Source organism: Carnobacterium sp. FSL E2-0243 (genome assembly GCF_038003605.1).
Lineage (GTDB): Bacteria > Bacillota > Bacilli > Lactobacillales > Carnobacteriaceae > Carnobacterium > Carnobacterium maltaromaticum.
The window spans coordinates 2,683,851-2,704,274 of sequence record NZ_JBBOPM010000001.1 but is presented as its reverse complement, the minus strand read 5'-3'; the positions used below and the strand labels follow the sequence as shown (position 1 = coordinate 2,704,274).

Below are 20,424 nucleotides of genomic sequence, written 5' to 3'. Positions count from 1 at the left end.
AAAGAAAGAGTTATGATAAACTATAAGAAAGACTACTAAAGAAAAGAAGGAATGAACATGAAAGCTAAAAAAATCCACAAAACAAATGCTTGCCGTATTTTAGATAAAGCTAAGATACCTTATGAAATTTATGAGTTTCCTTGGAGTGAAGATCATGTAGATGCCAAAACAGTTGCTAAAGAGCTAGGCATACCAAATGAGAGTATTTATAAAACAATTGTCACAATCGGTGATAAAACTGGAGTTACAATAGCTTGTTTACCAGGTACTGAAGAATTAAATTTAAAAGCTTTAGCCAAGGCAAGTGGAAATAAAAAAATTGAGATGTTGCCCATGAAAGAGCTTGAAGAAACAACTGGTTATATTAGAGGAGGCTGTTCTCCAATCGGTATGAAGAAAAATTATCCAACCTTTTTGGCAAGCGAAGCCCAAGAAAGAAACGAAATCATCATTTCAGCGGGAAAACGTGGCATGCAGGTAGCACTTAATCCAGCAGACTTAACCAAGGTCGTTAATTTAAAAATTATGGATATTACTGAAAATAAGGTGTGAGTAGGATGTTTAAGAGGGAGTAAAAAGGCTGAGTAAACTAGAACATTCTAGTTTACTCAGCCTTTTTATTGCCTATTTAGAGCTGCTTACTATACTGATGTTGTGAGAGCTTCTCACTAAAGCCATTTTGTACTAAAAGTTTTGTTATGGGAGAATCAGCAACTAGATTACTTCCAATCCACTTATTAGGAGTATAAAGCTTTTGTAGTGAGGCTAAAGCAGCTTTTATTTGTAATTTTGGTGAATCTAACTCTAGTTGATGAATAACTAATTGATTCCCTTGTAAACTAACAACCGTATAACCGATTAATTTTGTCTGATCATAAATACCTATAGAATCATAGCCATGAATGGCTTTATTTTGCCATAAAATATCTGAGCTCTGATTCACACCAATCGATTTTAGACTCACCACTTTTTTCAGCTGATAATCAGTTTCAGAAGTGAAATTCGTAGAGCTTTCTAGAAATAAAACTTTTTTTACAGGCGCGAACCCAAATTTCTTATAAATAGAAATCGCCCGTTCATTTCCGTCAATCGCTTCAAGATACAAAATAGAAGTACCACGTTCAACAGCAACGCGCTCAAATTCCCTTAACATTTTAACTGAAACTTGCTGATTACGAAAAGCTGAATCGACAGCCATCCCACCTAACCAGGCTATTTTTTGATCAGAAAAAGTTCCTTCAGCATGAAGATAAATCCCAGCAGGTTGATTATCTATAAAGAAGACTTTGGATAATTCTTCAGAAATCGACAGACTAGATAATCTGTTATCTAACTGTGCCTCAGTCATATTGATAGGAACTAAATAATCTGAGAAACCATTATTCCAAACTTTAGTTCTAGCAGTTGGCGAAACTTCATTAAAACTTTTGAACATCATAATTAATCACTCCTTTAATAAAAAGTTCGTTGTGCCGTTTAGCTCCGTCAAGAAAATAGGAAAAATTGATAGGACGTTTTTTGTCCTCTCGAATTTTTATCTTTTTCTCGAGGAGTTGGCACAAAAGAACTAGGCTGATAAAAAGTTTGTTGTGCCGTTTAGCTCCATTAAAAGCTTGTTGAGTTTGCTCAGGCTCGAATGAAGAATAGGGGAATTTGATGTGGCGTTTTTTGCCACCTCGAAATTTCATCTTTCTTCCGAGAGGCTAACTCAAAAGAGCTGGCCAAGGCAAGAAAATAGATGAAAAAAATGTAAGAAACCCAATAAACCTGAATTTCTTACGTTTTGGATAAAAATGTATATCAATCTGTTTGTTTCCCTGCATGCATACCAGCAATTCTTCCAGTGACAAATGCCGCTGTGATATTGTATCCACCAGTATAACCGTTAATATCTAAAATTTCACCAGTAAAATACAACCCTTTTGCTAATTTACTTTCCATTGTTTTAGGATTAATTTCCTTTGTATTGATTCCACCGCCAGTAACAAAAGCTTTTTCCAAAGGTTGAGTTCCATTAGCAGTAAAGCGGAAATCCTTAAAAAATTCAGCCAATGCTTGAATTTGATCCGGTGTACATTGTTTTAAAGGCATCGTTTCTAAAAGCCCTAGACGATCAAAAGCAAAAAGTAAATAACGCTCTGGAACCAGCCCTTTTAAGGCGTTTTTAAGACTTTTATCGCCCTCATTCTTAATCAACTGCTGAAACTTTTGATTAAGCTGACCGCTACTAAACGCTGGCAAAACATCTAAAGTCATCGTAACAAAATCCGATTTATCACGACCCATCGTTTGGTGTACAAACATTGAACAGCGTAATGCAGCCGGACCTGACACGCCAAAATGAGTAAAAATCATATCCATTTGATGCGTAATTACTTTCTTTTCTTTCTTATTTAAAACACTCAAAGCAACATCTCTTAAAGAGAGACCTTGTAACGTTTTATCCAAAATAAAAGGTTCATCAGAGAGAATCGGAGCTTCAGTTGGGTAAAGAGGTTTTAACGTATGCCCAGCTTTCTTAGCCCATTTATACCCATCACCAGTTGATCCCGTTCGAGGCATAGCACGCCCACCAGTCGACAAAATAATCGCCGATCCATGAATCTCCTCGCCGTCTTCTAAAATAACCCCTTGAACTGCTCCATTCTCATAAAGAACCGTTGCAACAGGATTATCCGTTAAAATAGTGACATTCAATTGCTCCATTTTGGCCATAAGGGCCTCTAAAATAGTCTTTGACTTATCTGTTACAGGAAACATGCGCCCGTGATCTTCCTCTTTCAAGCGCACCCCGTTCGATTCAAAAAAGTTTATAATATCGTAGTTATCAAATTGATGAAAAGCGCTATATAAAAATCGACCATTTCCAGGAATATGGGCAATGATTTCATCTGCATCGCGGTTATTCGTTACATTACAACGTCCGCCGCCAGTCACCAATAATTTTCGTCCTAATTTTTTGTTTTTTTCAATTACCAAAACTTTGGCGCCTTCTTCAGCTGCTGCAATAGCTGCCATCATACCGCTTGTACCGCCACCGATGACAATAACTGTATAGGTTTTCATAATAAATCCTCATTTCCATTAATGAATCACTGCTTCTAATAATGTATCATAAAAAATGGGAAAAGCAATCTAAGAGATTTATTTTTAATGAGAATTTGTTCATTCTAGAGGATACTGCTTGAAGTGGGAACGCTCTCTTTGTTAGGATGAGGAAAGTAAAAACTTGTTTATAGAAAAGAGGAGTATCATGGAGATAATCATTGCACTTATTCCGGCAATTGCCTGGGGTAGTATTGGGTTAGTTAGTAATAAAGTAGGCGGTACTGCCTATAATCAAACTTTAGGTATGACAATTGGTGCGTTTATTTTTTCAATAGGCATCTACCTTTTTTATCAGCCAGTTATAGATATGAAGATTATGATTACTGGTTTACTTTCTGGTTTGTTTTGGGTATTAGGCCAACAACAACAGTTCCAAAGTATGAAATTTATGGGTGTTTCTGGTGCTTTACCGATTTCAACAGGCTGCCAATTAATTGCTAATACATTGGCGGGGGCGTTACTTTTTCATGAATGGAAATCGGGTCGTGATGTAACCTTAGGTGTTCTAGCATTAGTGATTTTAATTGTTGGGGCAAGATTTACCGCTGTAAGTGATGGTGGAGAGAGTAACGGTAGTGGCGAAAAAAATAAAGGCTACCGTGCAATTGCAATCTCAACAGTTGGTTATGCTTTGTATACAATTATTGTCAACGCTGCAGGAGTGGATGCGCTAGCAGTTATTTTACCGCAATCTGCAGGCATGCTAATAGGTGGAATTTTATTCTCCGTCAAGCAAGATGTGTTAAATAAATATACTGTGAGAAATTTAATTACGGGTTTATTATGGGCAGTTGGAAATATATTTATGTTGATTTCAATGAAGAATGTCGGACTTGCAGTTAGTTTTTCTTTGTCACAAACAGGAATTATTATTTCGACACTAGGAAGTATTTGGTTATTAGGAGAAAAGAAAACGAAACGAGAATTTCGTTATGTAGTAATGGGCTGTATTTTGGTTATTATTGGTGGTGTACTATTAGGATATCTTAAATCCTAAAAATAAAGATTAGGATTTTTTAACAATCTGAATCTCCCTTGTTATTTATGGTAAACTTATCATGGTTTTCGTAGATAAACCCATGGAATTGATAGTGTTTAAATTAAAAATAAGGTAGGAATAAAAATGGATTATATGAGGAAAAAACCGCTCGACCCGACAGCGCATCATTCGTCAAAATTAAAAAAAGAATTAAAAACAATGGATTTAATTTTATTAGGTTTAGGAGCAATGGTTGGAACGGGTATTTTTGTAATTACCGGAACTGCAGCAGCTAAATATGCTGGACCGTCTTTAATTATATCGTTTGCGATAGCCGCGTTTTCATGCGTACTCTCAGCACTTTGTTATGCTGAGTTTGCTTCACGGGTACCAATTGCAGGTGGTGCATACTCTTATGCTTATACTATTTTTGGTGAACTGATTGGTTGGATAACAGGTTGGTTAGTTGTTTGTGAATATTTGTTAGCCAATGCATCTGTAGCATCTGGTTGGTCAGGATATGTACATGGATTTTTAGATGGCTTAGGAATCCCCTTTCCAAATGCACTACGAGCTTCATACAATGCCGAAAATGGAACTTATGTGGATGTTATTGCAATTTGTATCACGTTTATTGTGATGTTTGTTGTAATGCAAGGAGCAAAAAAGGCATTAAGACTAAATAATATTATGGTTATTATTAAATTTGCGTTAGTTATTTTATTTTTAGTTGTGGGTATGTTTTATGTGAAACCAGATAATTGGACACCATTTGCGCCATTTGGCATGGCTGGGATTACAACTGGGGCCGCAATTGTTTTCTTTGCCTTCTTAGGTTTTGATGCCGTGAGTATGGCCGCCGAAGAAGTTGAAAACCCGCAGCGCGATATTCCACGTGGAATTATAGGTTCATTAGCTATCGCGACGATTTTATATATCGGAGTTACCTTAGTTTTAACTGGCATGGTGCCTTTTAGTAACTTAAATGTCAAAGATCCAGTTGCCTTTGCTATGCGTTTTATCGATCAAAATTTTGTAGCAGGTTTGATTTCAGTCGGGGCTATTTTAACATTACTAACCGTTTTAATTTCAATGATGTATGGGTTAACTCGAATGATTTATGCGATTGGTAGAGATGGTTTGTTGCCTAAAGGGCTAAGTAAAGTCGATTCAAAAACCAAGACACCAAAAAATGCGACTTTAATGATTGGGATAACTTCAGCTATTCTGTCAGGTCTTGTGCCTTTAGAAAATCTAGCTCAATTAACCAATATTGTGACTTTGATGGCCTTTGCGATTATTGCAGCAGGAATTATTAAGTTAAGGAAAGATTTTGGAGATCCAAAGATCAATGAATTTAAAGTTCCATTTGTACCAGTGTTTCCAATTGTTTCAATGCTCGTTTGTTTCTATTTAATGATTCAGCTTGAATTATCGACTTGGATTGTCTTTGGAATTTGGTTAGTTTTAGGTTTAGCTATTTATTTCTTATATGGATATCGGAATAGTGAATTAGGGAAAAATAAAGAATAATAGGGTTTAAAAAACACGTTAGAATCTAGTAAATAGAATTCTAGCGTGTTTTTTATCAAAATACTGTTATTTATAGTTAGAATAAGTGCTTATTTATTGACAAATAACAGTGATAACTGTAAATTTGGAGATAGAAAACCCTAAAATTCAGCATTTAGAAAAGAGGAATTAAGTTGAACCCAGAAGTAACTAATTTTATTAATGAGCTGGATAGTCCTTGGAAAATTACTTTAGTAAATGAGTTAAGAGAGCTCGTTCACTCAACAGTTCCTGATATTGAAGAGAGAATTCAATACAAAAAACCTCACTTTTTAAAAGATGGTCATTATGCAGCAGTCATATCTCCAAGTAAAGATGCAATTACTTTTATGATTATGAACACTGAAAATATTGAGTTTCCTAAAGAGTTTGCAGGACCTAAAGAACGAAGATGGATTAAAATAAGTGAAGGTCAAAAAGTTGATTTTGATTTGTTGTCTAAATTGTTAGCAGAAGCAGTAAATAGCCTTTAGAATTTAAGTTATCTGCTTAACAAAGTAATAAAAACAAGGATTTGTCAGTTATGCTGCACAGGTCCTTGTTTTTCGTACAAAAATGTGAACGTTTTCTTTTTTTAGCTGTTATTATATAAAAACAGTTGTATTTTAAATTTATTTAATATATAATAAAACCATCAGATGCATTTGATAAAAAAAATATAATAAGGGGTTGTTAAAATGAAAAGAATATCAGGAGTCACTCTGGCTATATTGGTTTTATTATTTATCCCGGTAAGTGCAAAAGCAGCAGAATATTCAAATCTTGGTCCAGGTAATATCAAAAAAGAAACTGTCTTTTACTCCAACTTAGGACCAGAAAAAATAGAATCTAAAAAAATAGAAGAACAAGAAAAAGTGGGAACTATTGAAATTAAATTAAACGATAATAGTATTTTAAAACTTGATAAAAAATATACAGAAGGAACAGAATATTCAACTGTCGATAGGAATGTAAGTACCAGAGCATTAACGGATTTTAAGACAATTACCTTAGCGAGAAATAATAGCAACTTTCCAACGGAAACTTACTATTCTCAATATAATAATAGTGTAAAGCGTTGGTATGCTGGCAATTTGAGTTTGAGGACTATATCCTATTCAAATGGAAGATATGTGGCTACTTATTCGGGAATTTTAGTCATGCAAAACTGGTGAAGATGAAGATAGATAAAAAGATTTGTAGATTATTTCTTTTCTATCTGCTTTATTTTACTCATACAGAAACGCTAAATAAGCTATTTGCTTAACCAAGTAATAAAAACAAGGACTTGTCAGTTATACTGAACAGGTCCTTGTTTTTCGTTTCTGCTTCTTTAAAATTTGTAGAAATAACTAGCTAGTCTGAATCAGATAACCAATAAAAAACGCCCCAGCTTCTTTTTTTATGGTAAAATAGATAGATATAAAAATTCTTAGGGGATTTAGAAAGTAAGGTGTATAAAATGGCATATGTCAGTATAAAAGATGAATATAAACGATACCAAATGGGAGATTCAGAAATTATCGCCAATGATGGCATCAGCTTTGATATTGAAAAAGGGGAATTTGCTGTCATTATTGGACCTAGTGGAGCAGGTAAATCCACTGTTTTAAATATTTTAGGTGGGATGGATAATGCTGATGAAGGGCAAGTCTTAGTCGATAATATTGATATTGCAAAATTCACAAAAAAACAATTAACAGGTTATCGTCGTAATGATGTTGGCTTTGTTTTTCAATTTTATAACTTAGTTCCTAATTTAACGACCAAAGAAAATGTTGAGCTAGCCGCTCAAATCTCACCTCATGCGCTAGATGCTGAAATGGTGCTTAGAGAAGTTGGTTTAGGCGAACGTTTAAATAATTTTCCAGCGCAATTATCTGGCGGAGAGCAGCAACGGGTAGCAATTGCTCGTGCATTAGCGAAACAACCTAAATTATTATTGTGTGATGAACCAACTGGGGCACTCGACTATGAAACTGGGAAGCAAGTCTTAAAACTATTACAAGATACTTGTTTAAATACAGGCACAACAGTCATTGTAATTACCCATAATTCAGCGATTGCTCCAATGGCAAACCGTGTGATTGAGATTAATAATGCCAAAGTACGGAAAGTGACACTAAATGAAAATCCACTCTCGGTTAGTGAGATTGAATGGTAAAGGAGCTGAGAAATTAAGATGAAAAAAGGAGCACTTTACAAAGATATATTTAGAGAAATTTGGCGGACTAAAGCACGTTTCTTATCTATTTTTGCGATTATTACATTAGGAGTCGGGTTCTTCTCTGGAATCAAAGCGACAGGTCCAAATATGATTGATACAGCGGACCACTATTTTAAAGATAAATCGTTGATGGATAGTAAAGTTCTTTCCACGTACGGCTTAGATAAAGAGGATATAAGCATCTTAAAAAAGCTTAAAGGAACTGAAATCCTACCAAGTTATACACAGGATGTTTTTCTAGGAAATTCAGGAATTGTCGCAAAAGTAATGTCACTGCCTGAACAAAATTCACTAAACCAGTATCGAGTTATCGAAGGTAGATTACCTGAAAAATCTGGTGAAATTGCCTTAGATAATGTAGCGAAATTAAAAAATAATTTTAAAATAGGTGATGAAATTACCTTTACTTCAGAGGGGACAACAACTGATTTAAAGGACAGTTTCAAAGAATTGACGTATAAAGTTACTGGATTTGTTAATAGCCCGATGTATATTGAAACGTTGACGCGAGGTACTAGCTCAATTGGAAAAGGCACAGCTGATGGTTTTGCCGTTATTCCAGAGAATGATTTTTCATTGGACTATTATACAGAAGCGTATTTAACCTTCCAAAATACAAAAAAATTACAGGCCTATTCAACAGAATATGAAGATACGATTGAGAAAAATAACAAAATAGTCGAAAAGGCTTTAGCAAATCAACCAGAAAAACGGTTAGCTGAAATCAAAACCAAAGGCGAAGAAAAAATAGCTGAAGGTGAAAAGAAAATAGCTGATGCTAAGGCAGCTATTAGTGATGGTGAACAGCAATTAGCTACGGCTGAACAAAAGCTAGCTGATGGCGAAGCTGCTTATACTGCAGGTGTGAACCAACTACAAACAGAATTAGCTAAAGCTCAAGCGAGCATTGATGAGAATCAAACAAAGATTGATACAGGAAAAAGTGAGATAGCTAGAAATGAAGCGACTCTTTCAGATGGCGAAGCACAACTTAATGCAGCCAAAGAAGAATTTCAAACAAAAAAAGTTGCGGCTGAAACTGGGATCAATCAAGGTCGCGATTTTGTTGCTGCTGTGAACCAAGCCATGGGAGTACCAATTCAACAGGTTCCTACAACAACTCAACAGAGTCTCATTCAAGCTGGCAATACAATTGATCCAGCTATGGGGCAAGTTCTGACAGGCTATTTTGCAGGAGTCGTACCGATTGAACAAGTTCAAGGAGCAATTAACGGATTGAATCAAAAACTAGCTGCCTCATCTGCTGAATTAGTTGCTGCCGAAAGTCAGTTGCAGCAAAAAGAACAAGAACTAGCAAATGGTAGAAGCACCTTAGAAGCAGCAAAATCGGACTTAGTGGCTGGCGAAGAAGCTCTAGCTAGTGGGAAAGCTCAATTAGAGACAGAAAGAGTTAATGGTGAGGCACAACTCGCAAGTTCTCGTAGTGAATTAGATGCTGGTCAAGCTAGTTTTAAAGATGCAACAACAGAATTTGCAACTAAAAAAGCCGATGGTGAAAAAGAAATTGCTAAAGGCGAACAAGAAATAGCGGATGCAAAAAAACAATTAGCTGATTTAAAAGAGCCAGAGTACTTTGTTCTAGATCGAACCACGAATCCTGGCTATGAAGAATTTAGCGATAATGCAACGAGAATCTCGGCCATTGCTCAAGTATTTCCCGTCTTCTTTTTCTTAATTGCTGCGCTTGTTAGTTTAACAACTATGACAAGAATGGTGGAAGAGCAACGATTACAAATCGGGACATTAAAAGCCTTAGGTTATACAAATGGCAATATAGCGATGAAATTTATCATTTATGCTTTGTTGGCGAGCGTTAGTGCAACTATTGTAGGATTATTTATTGGTTATCAATTATTCCCAACGATTATCTTTAATGCATACGGTGCGTTGTATAATTTACCAGATATCCGAATTACCTACTATGTAAGTTATGCGCTGATTTCATTAGTTGTAGCCTTACTATGTACGGTCATTTCAGCGATCGTTGTTACGTGGGTTGAACTAAAAAGTAATGCTGCCGAACTGATGCGTCCAAAAGCACCGAAAAGTGGAAAAAGAATTTTATTAGAACGAATTCCGTTTATTTGGAATCGATTTGGATTTAATCAAAAAGTGACAGCTAGAAACTTATTTCGTTATAAACAGCGGATGTTAATGACGGTTTTAGGAGTGGCTGGGTGTACAGCATTAATTTTAACTGGTTTTGGCTTGAAAAATTCAATTGCAGATATTGCTGGATTACAGTATGGTAAAATTATGCGCTATCAAGCAGTAGTTGCTTTCAATCCAGAAGCTTCCAAAGCGGATGAGGAAAGTTATGCTAAATTAATTCAAGGCACACCAGAAATAACTGGAACATTGAATGTGAGACAAGAAAATTTTAAAGTGGCTAAAAAAGGTGTAAATACACAAGAAGCCGCTATCTTTGTTCCTGAAACTACAAAAGATTTTGATAAATTTGTAGGATTACAGAACCGTAAAACAGGTGAAAAATATACCATTCCGGCTAATGGAGTTTTAGTTACTGAAAAATTAGCCAAGCTGTTTGACTTGGAACCAGGGAAAACCTTTGAAATTACAAATACTGACAATCAAAAGTATAAATTAGTCGTTAAAGGGATTACCGAAAACTATGCGGGTCACAGTATTTATATGAATCCGACTTATTATGAAGAGATTTTTAAGACACCCGTAGTCTTTAATTCACAGCTTTTAACATTTAATGAAAGCAGCAAGTGGGAGAATAGTTTTGGTGAGAAATTAACAGCTAATCCTAGAGTTGCCAGTACGATTTTTGTAAATCGAGTTGGAGATAATTTTGAAGACACAATGTCTAGTTTAAATATTGTGACACTTGTCTTGATTATTTCAGCGGCGCTATTGGCCTTTGTTGTATTATATAATTTAACCAATATCAATGTTTCAGAACGAATTCGTGAGCTATCAACTATTAAAGTATTAGGTTTTTATGATGGGGAAGTCAGTCTTTATATTTATCGTGAGAATATTATTTTAACCTTGATGGGAATTGTTGTCGGTTTAGGCTTAGGTGTTGTTTTACATGGCTTTGTCTTAGCAACAGCTGAGGTAGATATCATGATGTTTAGTCCAACTATTAAGACCCTAAGTTACTTGTATTCAGCGATACTTACGTTACTTTTCTCAGGTATTGTGATGATTGCTATGCATGTTAAATTGAAGAAAATCGACATGATTGAAGCATTAAAATCAGTGGATTAATTCTAACTTAAAAAGTCTCTAAAACCATTAAAATTGGTTTTAGAGACTTTTTGACGCTAGTAGAATAGTAGAGTTTTTGATAAAATATCTATTTAGTGTGTTTAAGAGGAGGATTGTAATGAAAAAAATTATTGTCATAGGACCATCTGGTTCAGGGAAATCAACCCTAGCAAGAAAAATTGCCCCTATTCTAAATCTGCCTTTGTATCATTTGGATCAGCTTTTTTGGCAGGCAGGGTGGAAATCTATTTCTCAAGAAGCATTTACTGAAAAACTACAAGAAATTGTAAAAAAAGAGGAATGGATTATTGATGGGAATTTTAATCATTCTTTAGAAATCCGGATAGAAAAAGCAGATGCGATTATTTTCTTAGACGTTCCACGCCGTCTTTATTTTCCACGCATTTTTAAACGCTATTTTCAAAATTATGGTCGAGTTCGAGTGGATATGAGTCCTGGATGTGTAGAGCAACTGGATACGGAATTTCTCAAGTTTGTTTGGACATTTTCTAAAAAAGTTCGTCCTAGTTTAATTGAAAAATTAAAAGGTTTGAAGCCAGAACAAACTTTAATTGTCCTTCGTTCGAAAAAAGAAGTGAACTTTTTTATTGAAAATTTACCTAGTTCTAAAAGTGATAAAACATAGACAATAGGCAAATTTTTTTGATAAATAAATGAGATTGTTTTCGTTATTTAAAAGCTGGACAAACAAATTTACTTACGAAAAGGATACCAATTATAAAGGATTATTGCTACAATATAGTTAATGAGAGGAAGTGAAGAAGATGCTATGGGGAACGACCTATGAAACGGTTTACTTCTATATTTTAATTGTGACGGCTATTTTGGCGGTAATCACTTTTTTTATTGGTGATATTATTGATTTTGATGGACCCATTGATCCAGTTTTAATTGTGCCCTTCTTTGCCTTTACTTCATTGTTCGGTTACTTAGGGGAAGCTCATACTGGATTTGGAAGCGCTTGGATTTTATTAGTGAGTCTAGTAATTTCAACAATAATTATTTTTTTATTGAATTTTTATTTAGTTGTGCCAATGCGAGATGCCGAATCCACCTTATCCACATCTGAAAAAGATATGGAAGGACGAATTGGAATTGTTGTAACACCAATCCCGGAAAAAGGTATGGGAGAAATTAGTTTAAAGAGTGTGACCGGTTCAAGTACCAGACCAGCTAGTCGTTATCAGGCAGGCCAGGCAATCAAAGCGGGAGAAAAAGTTTTAGTGATTGAGATTAAGGAACGTGTTGCGTATGTAGTTCCTTACGAAGAAGCATTTTAAAAAAAGAGAGGTTGGGGGAAAATGTCGTATTTGGTAATTGGTTTGTGTGTTTTTGTTGTATTAATGTGTTTAGTAATTTTTATTTCAAAGTATCAAACAGCTAATCCTGATGAAGCTTTAATTATCAGTGGAAGTTATTTAGGTGTAAAAAATGTATTTAAAGATGATTCTGGTAATAAAATTAAAATTGTTCGTGGTGGGGGAGCATTTGTGTTACCTGTTTTCCAACGTTCTAATCGTTTAAGTTTATTATCAAGCAAGTTAGATGTATCAACACCAGAAGTTTATACAGAGCAAGGTGTTCCGGTTATGGCTGATGGAACATCCATTATTAAAATTGGCTCTTCTGTTGAAGAAATTGCAACAGCAGCTGAACAATTTTTAAGTAAAACCAGAGACGAATTAGAAAATGAAGCTCGTGAGGTTTTAGAAGGTCATCTGCGGTCAATCTTAGGCTCAATGACAGTTGAAGAAATCTATCAAAATCGAGATAAATTTAGCCAAAGTGTTCAAGAAGTTGCCAGTGTTGATTTGGCAAAAATGGGTTTAATTATTGTTTCCTTTACAATTAAAGAAGTAAAAGATAAAAATGGCTACTTAGATTCATTAGGTAAACCTCGGATTGCTCAAGTGAAGCGTGATGCTGATATTGCAATTGCTGAAGCAGACAAAGAAACTAGAATTAAACGTGCCGAAGCTGAAAAGAACTCAAAAAAATCAGAATTAGAACGTGAAACAGAAGTAGCAGAGGCCTTAAAAGAAAAAGAATTGAAACTAGCAGCTTACAAGCAAGAGCAAGATATTGCGAAGGCCCAAGCCGATCAAGCATACGGTTTAGAAAGTGCTAAAGCTCAACAAAAAGTTACAGAAGAAGAAATGACGGTTAAAATTATTGAGCGTCAAAAACAAATTGAATTAGAAGAAAAAGAAATTACGCGTCGTGAGAAACAATACGATTCAGAAGTGAAGAAAAAAGCCGATGCTGATCGTTATGCGAAAGAACAGGAAGCCTTAGCTAACAAAGCTAGAGAAGTTGCTGAAGCTGAAGCGGATCAATTCCGGGTTGAAGCTATGGCAACAGCCAATGCTAACCAAGTTCGTTTAGAAGGACAAGCAATCGCTGATGCTATTTTAGCAAAAGGACAGGCAGATGCTGAGGCAAAAGCCAAGATTGCTGAAGCCTTTAAACAATATGGTGAAGCAGCTATTCTATCTATGGTAGTTGAAATGTTACCAAACATGGTGAAAGAAGCGGCCCAACCAATGGGGAATATTGAAAAAATTACAGTTATTGATAATGGTCAAGGTGAAGGAAGTGGCGCAAATCGAGTCGCCAATTATGCAACGAATTTATTAGCGACTTCACAAGAAACTTTAAAAGAAACAACTGGCTTAGATGTTAAAGATTTGATTGAAAAATTTGTAACAAAAGCACCTCAAACGATTCATCAAGACATTCACCAAGATAAATAAAAAATAACCTAAAGCTCTAAAATGAGTTTTAGGTTATTTTTTTTTGCTGTTTTTAGGTTTTGTATCGTTTAAAAGTTCTTCAAGCTCTGCTTTCTCTTCATCTAAAGTTTTCAAATCGGCTTTAATCTCTTTGACCTCTTCATGAGCAGGAGTTCGAATTAAATGGTTAATGGTAATAGCGATAAAGGTGCCAATAAATGTATCTCCAACACGTTCTAATGCATAAATAAAAGTTTCATTATTAGGAATTGAAAAATAAATAATTAATAAAGTCGCAATCGCTCCAATAATTCCAGAGTTGTAATTAATACCATCACAAATGATAATAATGAACATAATACAAAAAGGGATACCAATTAATTCAATTAGGAAAGAAGAGCCTAGTTGTCCTTGAATAAAAATAAATAAGGCAGCAATTAAAGCTCCGATTGAGTTGCCCAAAATCCTAGATTTTCCAAACTTAACAGTTGTTTCAACATCTTCTCTTAAGGCGAAAACGGCAGATAAAGAAGCAATCATAGGAGTTCCACGTCCACTATAATGGAAGATTAGAATACAAATTGCAACTGCAATTCCTGTTTTTACTGTTCTCATACCAAGTCTAAATTGTCCAAGTTCCATTATTATCATCACCCTGATTTTTATTGAGTTTTTTTATCTTTTTCCTTAATTGCATCAGCTAAATTTGTCATTGCGAAGGCAGTTGAGCTGAGATCAGCACTTAGAACTTCCAATTGTTGAAAAGCGGCACCATGACTGATATTAATCAAACTAATTGCTTCTGCTAATTCCTCTTTCTTCATATCAGAAGAAAAATTTTGATAAAATTCAGATTCGGCATCCACTGTTTTTTCATAATAGGTATAAAATAAATCATAGGTGATACTAAGTTGTTTAAGAGTTTGAATCGCATTTTCTAATTCAGTTTCAGGCATATCGACTGCTTTTTTTGCTTGATAATCAAGTAAAGTATCTTGATTTTCTTTAAGTTTAGTCATATTTTTTTGAATACTTGCAAGTTCTTTTTTACGAGCTTTAAAGTTTTCGCCAACTTCACCTGTTTTCTTTCTAATGATTTTTTCAGCATTTTTATCTTTTAAATCGTTACTTAAAGCTGTCATCATATCTTCTTCTAAAGCTTCATATTTTTCTAAATGAGTATTGATATTTTCAATTCTCTCATTATTTTCTTCGGCAATTTTTTTAGCTCCAGCGCGTTCCTCAGTGTTACCACAACTAGCTAATACTAAGAACAATAGCGGCAATAAAACGAAATAGACTTTTTTGTTTAGTAACTTAAAATTCAAATAGAACACTCCTTCTTATAAATTGAATCATTGTGTGTAGTGCTACTTAAACTATGATAAAGGAAAATTGAAGAATTGCAAGAACTACATGTGATAATCCCAGAACTTAATCATTAAAATTTCAGAAAATAGTTGCATGTTTTTTTAGAATACATGCTATGATAGAAGAAAAAAGAAAAGGTGAGAATATGAGAATTGGTTTAAGGACCATTAAAACGGCAGTTGGAGCAGCAATTGCGATTTTTATTGCTGAGAAATTTCAGTTGAATTATGCTGTATCAGCAGGAATTATCACTATTTTAAGTGTCCAAAATACGAAAAAAAAATCAATTACATTAGCTGGGCAAAGGATTCTATCAACCTTACTAGCCTTGGGAATTTCTTCGATTTTCTTTAATTTAGTCGGATTTAATCCACTCGCATTTGGTTTATATTTAGTTGTATTTATCCCGTTAGCTGTGCGTTTAAGTTTAACCGATGGAATTGTTGTTAGTTCTGTTTTAGTTACTCATTTTTTAATCGAAGAAAGCACCTCAGTAGACTGGTGGACCAATTCTTTTGGTTTAATGCTCATTGGTTTAAGTATTGCGATTTTAGCTAATTTATATATGCCATCTAGTGAAGGCAGATTGCAGGAGTTACAAATGGAATGTGAAAATCAAATGAAACTAATTTTATTAGACTTTTCAGGCACATTACGAAATGGCCATTTTCACAGTGAAGAAAATCCGCTTTTAATTAAACTAAATCAACTTTTAAATGAAGCTGTGAATCTAGCTAAGAATCAACATAATAATCAATTTTTTGGACAAAGTTATTACTATATAAAATATTTTGATATGCGGCAAATGCAAACCTATGTCTTGCATCAAATCAAAGAAGATCTAAGTCAGTGTCATTTACCTACAATGGAAAATGAAAAATTAGCTGAGATGTTGATTCGAACAGCGGAAGGGTTACATGAAAATAATTCTGCTGATCAGTTAATGGCAGATATTCAAAAGCTTTTTGAACATTTTAGAAATAGTCCATTACCTGAAACACGGGCTGAATTTGAAAATCGAGCGATGTTATTTAAAATGTTAAATGATTTTATGCATTTTATTGAAATCAAACAAGTTTTCTATAAAGAATTTGCTTCAGAAAAGAAAATAAGTGTCTAGTTCGTATGAGGAAGTGTCATTAAAATGTCACTTCCTCATTTTTTTTTAATATTTAGACAATAAGCTATTGATTAAATTGTCAGAATATTCTATACTTACATTTATATTCATTGAATGTTCAGAAAATTTAGAACAAATGAATACATAAAATAGCAATTATTTAGCAGGATAATACAAGGGGGAAAATACATGAAGAAAATAGTCGCGAGTTTGGCAGTTTTGGCAATTATGGCCACAGGATGTGGAGCAGGTGGAGGAGCAGCAAAAGATTCTAAAACAATTAAAATTGGTGCGAATTTAGAATTATCAGGTCCAGTTTCGGCTTATGGAACAGCTGAATATGAAGGAGCTAAGTTAGCTGTTGAGGAAATCAATAAAAATGGCGGTGTCTTAGGCAAAGATTTGGAATTAGTTAAATTAGATAATAAATCAGACAAGGCTGAGTCAGCTAGTGTAGCAACAAAATTAGCAACAAAAGAGAATGTAGTGGCAATTGTTGGACCAGCAACATCTGGAGCAGTTAAAGCTGCTACTCCAAGTGTAACAAAAGCAAAAGTACCAATGGTGACACCATCAGGAACAGACGATTCTGTAACTGTTGAAAACGGAAAAGTTTGGGACTATGTTTATCGTGTTTGTTTCCAAGATTCATTCCAAGGTGTGGCACTGGCGAACTTTGCAACCAAGGATTTGAATGCGAAAAAAGCGGTTATCATTGGCGATAGTTCAAGTGATTACGCAAAAGGGTTAACAAAAAGCTTTAAAGATAGCTTTAAAGGTGACATCGTAGATGAAGTCAATTTTACAACTGGAGATAAAGATTTTAAAGCGGTCTTAACTAAAATTAAAGACAAAAACTTCGATGTTTTGTATATGCCTTCTTATTATGAAGAAGCTGGTTTAATCATTAAACAAGCAAGAGAATTAGGTATTACACAACCTATCTTGGGAGCTGATGGTTTTGGCAATGAAAAATTAGTTGATTTGGCTCAAGCTAAAAATCTAAATGATGTTTATTATACAGCACATTATTCAGATAAGAGTGAGAACCCTAAAGTTACTGACTTTGTTGCAGCCTTTAAAAAAGAAAATGACAAGACACCAGATGCTTTCTCAGCATTAGCTTATGATTCAGTTTATATGATTGCAAAAGCAATTGAAAATGCTGGAGAAGCAGATCCAGAAAAAGTAAAAGATGAATTAGCTAAAATTAAAGACTTTGATGGAGTAACAGGTAAAATTACAATGGATAAAGAACACAACCCAGTAAAATCAACCTTAGTTATCAAATTAGAAGATGGTAAAGAAGTTAGCAATACGGTTGTAGAACCTTAAAAATAAAATACTAGCTTTATCGAGCTGAAGGAATTCCCTTCAGCTTTTCGTATTTAAATTCGTTTATTAAAAAGAGGTGCTTTTATGGAAAATTTTATTCAGCAATTGATTAATGGTCTGTCATTAGGCAGTATTTATGCATTGATTGCCCTAGGTTACACAATGGTTTATGGCATTATCAAGTTAATTAACTTTGCCCACGGAGAAGTTTATATGGTGGGATCGTACGTTGGATATACAGTGATTCGTAATTTTAATTTAGGACTTATTCCAGCATTACTTTTTTCAATGGTATTTTGTGCTATTTTGGGAGTAGTCGTTGAACGAGTAGCTTACAAACCTTTGCGTAAAGCCACGCGAGTAGCTGCTTTAATTACAGCAATAGGGGTTTCTTTCTTATTACAATATATTGTACTGTTTATTATGGGACCTGAAGTGAAGGCTTTTCCCGAAACATTACAAAATAAAAGTTATTCATTAGGTGGTATTACAATTGATGAGCAACAAATTACTATTTTTGTCGTAACAATTGTGTTGATGTTAGCTTTACAATTCATTGTGAAAAAAACCAAAATGGGGAAAGCAATGCGTGCTGTTAGTGTTGATGCAGATGCTGCAAAATTAATGGGGATTAATGTAGATAACACGATTTCATTCACTTTTGCTTTAGGTTCAGCTTTAGCTGGTGCGGCAGGAGTTTTAGTAGGAATTTATTACAATTCAATTTCACCAATGATGGGAACTGCTCCAGGGCTAAAAGCATTTATTGCGGCTGTTTTAGGTGGCATTGGCCTAATCCCAGGTGCCATGTTTGGTGGATTTACGATTGGGATTATTGAAACATTGATCAGTGGCTACGGAAATTCAATGATTAAAGATGCTGTTGTATATGGAATCTTAATTGTGATTTTAATTGTTAAGCCATCTGGTTTATTAGGCAAAAATACTAAAGAAAAAGTGTAGGTGATAAAAATGAAACAATTCAATAAAACAAATCTTGGCTGGCTCATTTTTATTGCCGCTATTTATGGCATAATTGGAGCAGGCGTCTACTTAGGTATTATTGACGCTTTCTATGAGATTACGTTGATTACGATTGGAATTAATATTATTTTAGCTTTAGGTTTGAATTTAATTATCGGTTTTTCAGGTCAATTTTCGTTGGGGCATGCTGGATTTATGTCAATTGGTGCCTATTGTTGTGGAATTATGACTTTAAAAATGCCAAATTGGACAGGCTTCTTTGCTGGTATTATTTTAGGAATTATTATGGCTAGTATTGTGGCGTTGATTGTTGGGATTCCAACCTTGCGTTTAAAGGGCGATTATTTAGCGATTGCAACTTTAGGAGTCAGTGAAATTATTCGAATTGCGATCTTGAATATGGGAGATTTAACGAATGGGGCAGCCGGATTAAGCGGAATACCGATGTTTACAACATGGCCAGTTTTATTCATTTTTATCGTATTAGTGACGATTGTCATTGTGAACTATATTCGCAGTAGTTCTGGACGAGCAACTGTTGCTATTCGAGAAGATGAGATAGCGGCGGAATCTATGGGGATTAATACAACTAAATATAAAACCATTGCATTTATGATTGGAGCAGCAACAGCTAGTGTTGGTGGAGCTTTGTATGCGAGTTATTTTAGTGTCATTACTCCGTCTGATTTTGGCTTTATGAAATCTGTCGATATTTTAATTATTGTTGTATTTGGTGGATTAGGTAGTATTACAGGAACATTTATTGCTGCCGTAGTTTTAGGCATTATCAATGTTCTTTTGCAGGATTTCGGTGCTGTAAGAATGATCATCTATGCTGTAGCCTTAATTGCAATTATGGTTTTTAAACCGTCAGGCTTGCTAGGAACAAAAGAATTCACAATCAGTGGTTTAATAGCGAAATTTAGTAAAAAAACTCCTACAAAAAAGGAGGAAAAATAAATGAGTTTATTAGAAGTAAAAAAATTAACTAAAAATTTCGGTGGTTTAGCAGCAGTTTCAATGGTAAGTTTGGAACTAGGAGAAAATGAATTAATCGGATTAATTGGTCCAAATGGAGCAGGTAAAACGACTTTATTTAATCTTTTAACGGGTGTCTATGTTCCAACAGAAGGAACAGTAGAATTAAATACAAACGGTAAAAAAAATGTGTTAAATGGACAAAAACCTTACAAAATTACTGATTTAGGTTTAGCTCGTACGTTTCAAAATATTCGTTTATTTAAAGAATTAAGCGTATTAGAAAATGTCTTAATTGCCATGCATGCAAAAAATAAAGTTGGCGGATTAGCTAGCGTAATGAGAACACCAGGGTTTTATCGTTCTGAAGCGAAAATGCGCCAAGAAGCGATTGACTTACTAGCTATTTTTCAGCTTGAGAATAAATTAGACCATTTAGCTAAGAATTTACCTTATGGTGAACAACGTCGTTTGGAAATCGTAAGAGCTTTAGCAACAAAGCCTAAAATTCTATTTTTAGATGAACCAGCTGCCGGAATGAATCCACAAGAAACAGCTGAATTAACAGCACTAATTCGTCAAATTCAAAAAGATTTCAAAATAACGATTCTTTTAATTGAACATGATATGTCATTAGTAATGAATGTTTGCGAACGAATTTATGTATTAGAATACGGTCGGATGATTGCACATGGAACACCAGAAGAAATTAAAAATAATCAAGCCGTAATCAAAGCTTATTTAGGTGGTGACTAAG

The 20,424-nt window shown here is 34.5% G+C and carries 19 protein-coding genes; 15 read left to right on the top strand and 4 right to left on the bottom strand.

What is annotated here, in order from left to right; genetic code table 11:
- Positions 1–57: 57 nt before the first annotated feature.
- Complete coding sequence (gene ybaK, locus MHI00_RS12915; protein ID WP_010054355.1) at positions 58–552, top strand: Cys-tRNA(Pro) deacylase; 495 nt, start codon at positions 58–60, stop codon at positions 550–552.
- 76 nt (positions 553–628) lie between these two features.
- On the opposite strand, the gene MHI00_RS12910 is transcribed toward ybaK, so the two are convergent.
- Together MHI00_RS12910 and MHI00_RS12905 are read right to left on the bottom strand one after the other, a co-directional pair.
- Positions 629–1,438, bottom strand: a complete 810-nt coding sequence (locus tag MHI00_RS12910; RefSeq protein WP_332490292.1) for a GNAT family N-acetyltransferase — start codon at positions 1,436–1,438, stop codon at positions 629–631.
- A gap of 362 nt (positions 1,439–1,800) precedes the next feature.
- Positions 1,801–3,066, bottom strand: a complete 1,266-nt coding sequence (locus tag MHI00_RS12905) for a BaiN/RdsA family NAD(P)/FAD-dependent oxidoreductase (RefSeq protein WP_341114110.1) — start codon at positions 3,064–3,066, stop codon at positions 1,801–1,803.
- A 187-nt stretch (positions 3,067–3,253) separates the two neighbouring features.
- On the opposite strand from MHI00_RS12905, the gene MHI00_RS12900 reads away from it, so the two are divergent.
- From MHI00_RS12900 to MHI00_RS12860, 9 genes are all read left to right on the top strand, one after another.
- Positions 3,254–4,105 (top strand): GRP family sugar transporter, encoded by an 852-nt coding sequence (locus MHI00_RS12900; protein ID WP_015075705.1) that lies wholly within the window; start codon positions 3,254–3,256, stop codon positions 4,103–4,105.
- A gap of 126 nt (positions 4,106–4,231) precedes the next feature.
- On the top strand, positions 4,232–5,620 hold the full coding sequence (locus MHI00_RS12895) for an APC family permease (RefSeq protein WP_341114106.1): 1,389 nt from the start codon (positions 4,232–4,234) through the stop codon (positions 5,618–5,620).
- A 173-nt stretch (positions 5,621–5,793) separates the two neighbouring features.
- Positions 5,794–6,132, top strand: coding sequence for a DUF1801 domain-containing protein (locus MHI00_RS12890; protein WP_010054365.1), 339 nt, complete (start codon positions 5,794–5,796; stop codon positions 6,130–6,132).
- A 204-nt stretch (positions 6,133–6,336) separates the two neighbouring features.
- Positions 6,337–6,813: a hypothetical protein gene (locus tag MHI00_RS12885; protein WP_015075707.1), complete on the top strand. Its 477-nt coding sequence runs from the start codon at positions 6,337–6,339 to the stop codon at positions 6,811–6,813.
- Positions 6,814–7,100: 287 nt separating this feature from the next.
- Positions 7,101–7,802, top strand: coding sequence for an ABC transporter ATP-binding protein (locus MHI00_RS12880; protein WP_010054366.1), 702 nt, complete (start codon positions 7,101–7,103; stop codon positions 7,800–7,802).
- A gap of 18 nt (positions 7,803–7,820) precedes the next feature.
- Positions 7,821–11,126, top strand: coding sequence for an FtsX-like permease family protein (locus tag MHI00_RS12875; protein WP_341114101.1), 3,306 nt, complete (start codon positions 7,821–7,823; stop codon positions 11,124–11,126).
- A 118-nt stretch (positions 11,127–11,244) separates the two neighbouring features.
- Positions 11,245–11,772 carry an AAA family ATPase gene (locus MHI00_RS12870; RefSeq protein WP_015075709.1) on the top strand — a complete coding sequence of 176 codons (528 nt, stop codon included), beginning with the start codon at positions 11,245–11,247 and terminating at the stop codon, positions 11,770–11,772.
- Positions 11,773–11,911: 139 nt separating this feature from the next.
- Positions 11,912–12,427, top strand: a complete 516-nt coding sequence (locus MHI00_RS12865; RefSeq protein WP_015075710.1) for an NfeD family protein — start codon at positions 11,912–11,914, stop codon at positions 12,425–12,427.
- Positions 12,428–12,448: 21 nt separating this feature from the next.
- Complete coding sequence (locus MHI00_RS12860) at positions 12,449–13,900, top strand: flotillin family protein (protein WP_341114096.1); 1,452 nt, start codon at positions 12,449–12,451, stop codon at positions 13,898–13,900.
- Between the two features lie 33 nt (positions 13,901–13,933).
- Here the strand turns inward: MHI00_RS12860 and MHI00_RS12855 are convergent, their stop codons facing one another.
- Positions 13,934–14,521, bottom strand: coding sequence for an FUSC family protein (locus MHI00_RS12855; protein ID WP_010054373.1), 588 nt, complete (start codon positions 14,519–14,521; stop codon positions 13,934–13,936).
- A gap of 20 nt (positions 14,522–14,541) precedes the next feature.
- Positions 14,542–15,216 carry a YkyA family protein gene (locus MHI00_RS12850; protein ID WP_341114092.1) on the bottom strand — a complete coding sequence of 225 codons (675 nt, stop codon included), beginning with the start codon at positions 15,214–15,216 and terminating at the stop codon, positions 14,542–14,544.
- Between the two features lie 149 nt (positions 15,217–15,365).
- On the opposite strand from MHI00_RS12850, the gene MHI00_RS12845 reads away from it, so the two are divergent.
- The 5 genes from MHI00_RS12845 (at position 15,366) to MHI00_RS12825 (ending at position 20,423) form a co-directional block, all read left to right on the top strand.
- Complete coding sequence (locus MHI00_RS12845) at positions 15,366–16,370, top strand: aromatic acid exporter family protein (protein WP_229252294.1); 1,005 nt, start codon at positions 15,366–15,368, stop codon at positions 16,368–16,370.
- A 189-nt stretch (positions 16,371–16,559) separates the two neighbouring features.
- The gene (locus MHI00_RS12840; RefSeq protein WP_010054380.1) at positions 16,560–17,705 is read left to right on the top strand and encodes an ABC transporter substrate-binding protein; all 1,146 of its coding nucleotides are present in this window, start codon (positions 16,560–16,562) and stop codon (positions 17,703–17,705) included.
- A gap of 84 nt (positions 17,706–17,789) precedes the next feature.
- Positions 17,790–18,668: a branched-chain amino acid ABC transporter permease gene (locus MHI00_RS12835; RefSeq protein WP_010054383.1), complete on the top strand. Its 879-nt coding sequence runs from the start codon at positions 17,790–17,792 to the stop codon at positions 18,666–18,668.
- Positions 18,669–18,677: 9 nt separating this feature from the next.
- Positions 18,678–19,649, top strand: coding sequence for a branched-chain amino acid ABC transporter permease (locus MHI00_RS12830; protein WP_010054385.1), 972 nt, complete (start codon positions 18,678–18,680; stop codon positions 19,647–19,649).
- Positions 19,650–20,423 (top strand): ABC transporter ATP-binding protein, encoded by a 774-nt coding sequence (locus MHI00_RS12825; protein WP_010054386.1) that lies wholly within the window; start codon positions 19,650–19,652, stop codon positions 20,421–20,423.
- Position 20,424: the final 1 nt, after the last annotated feature.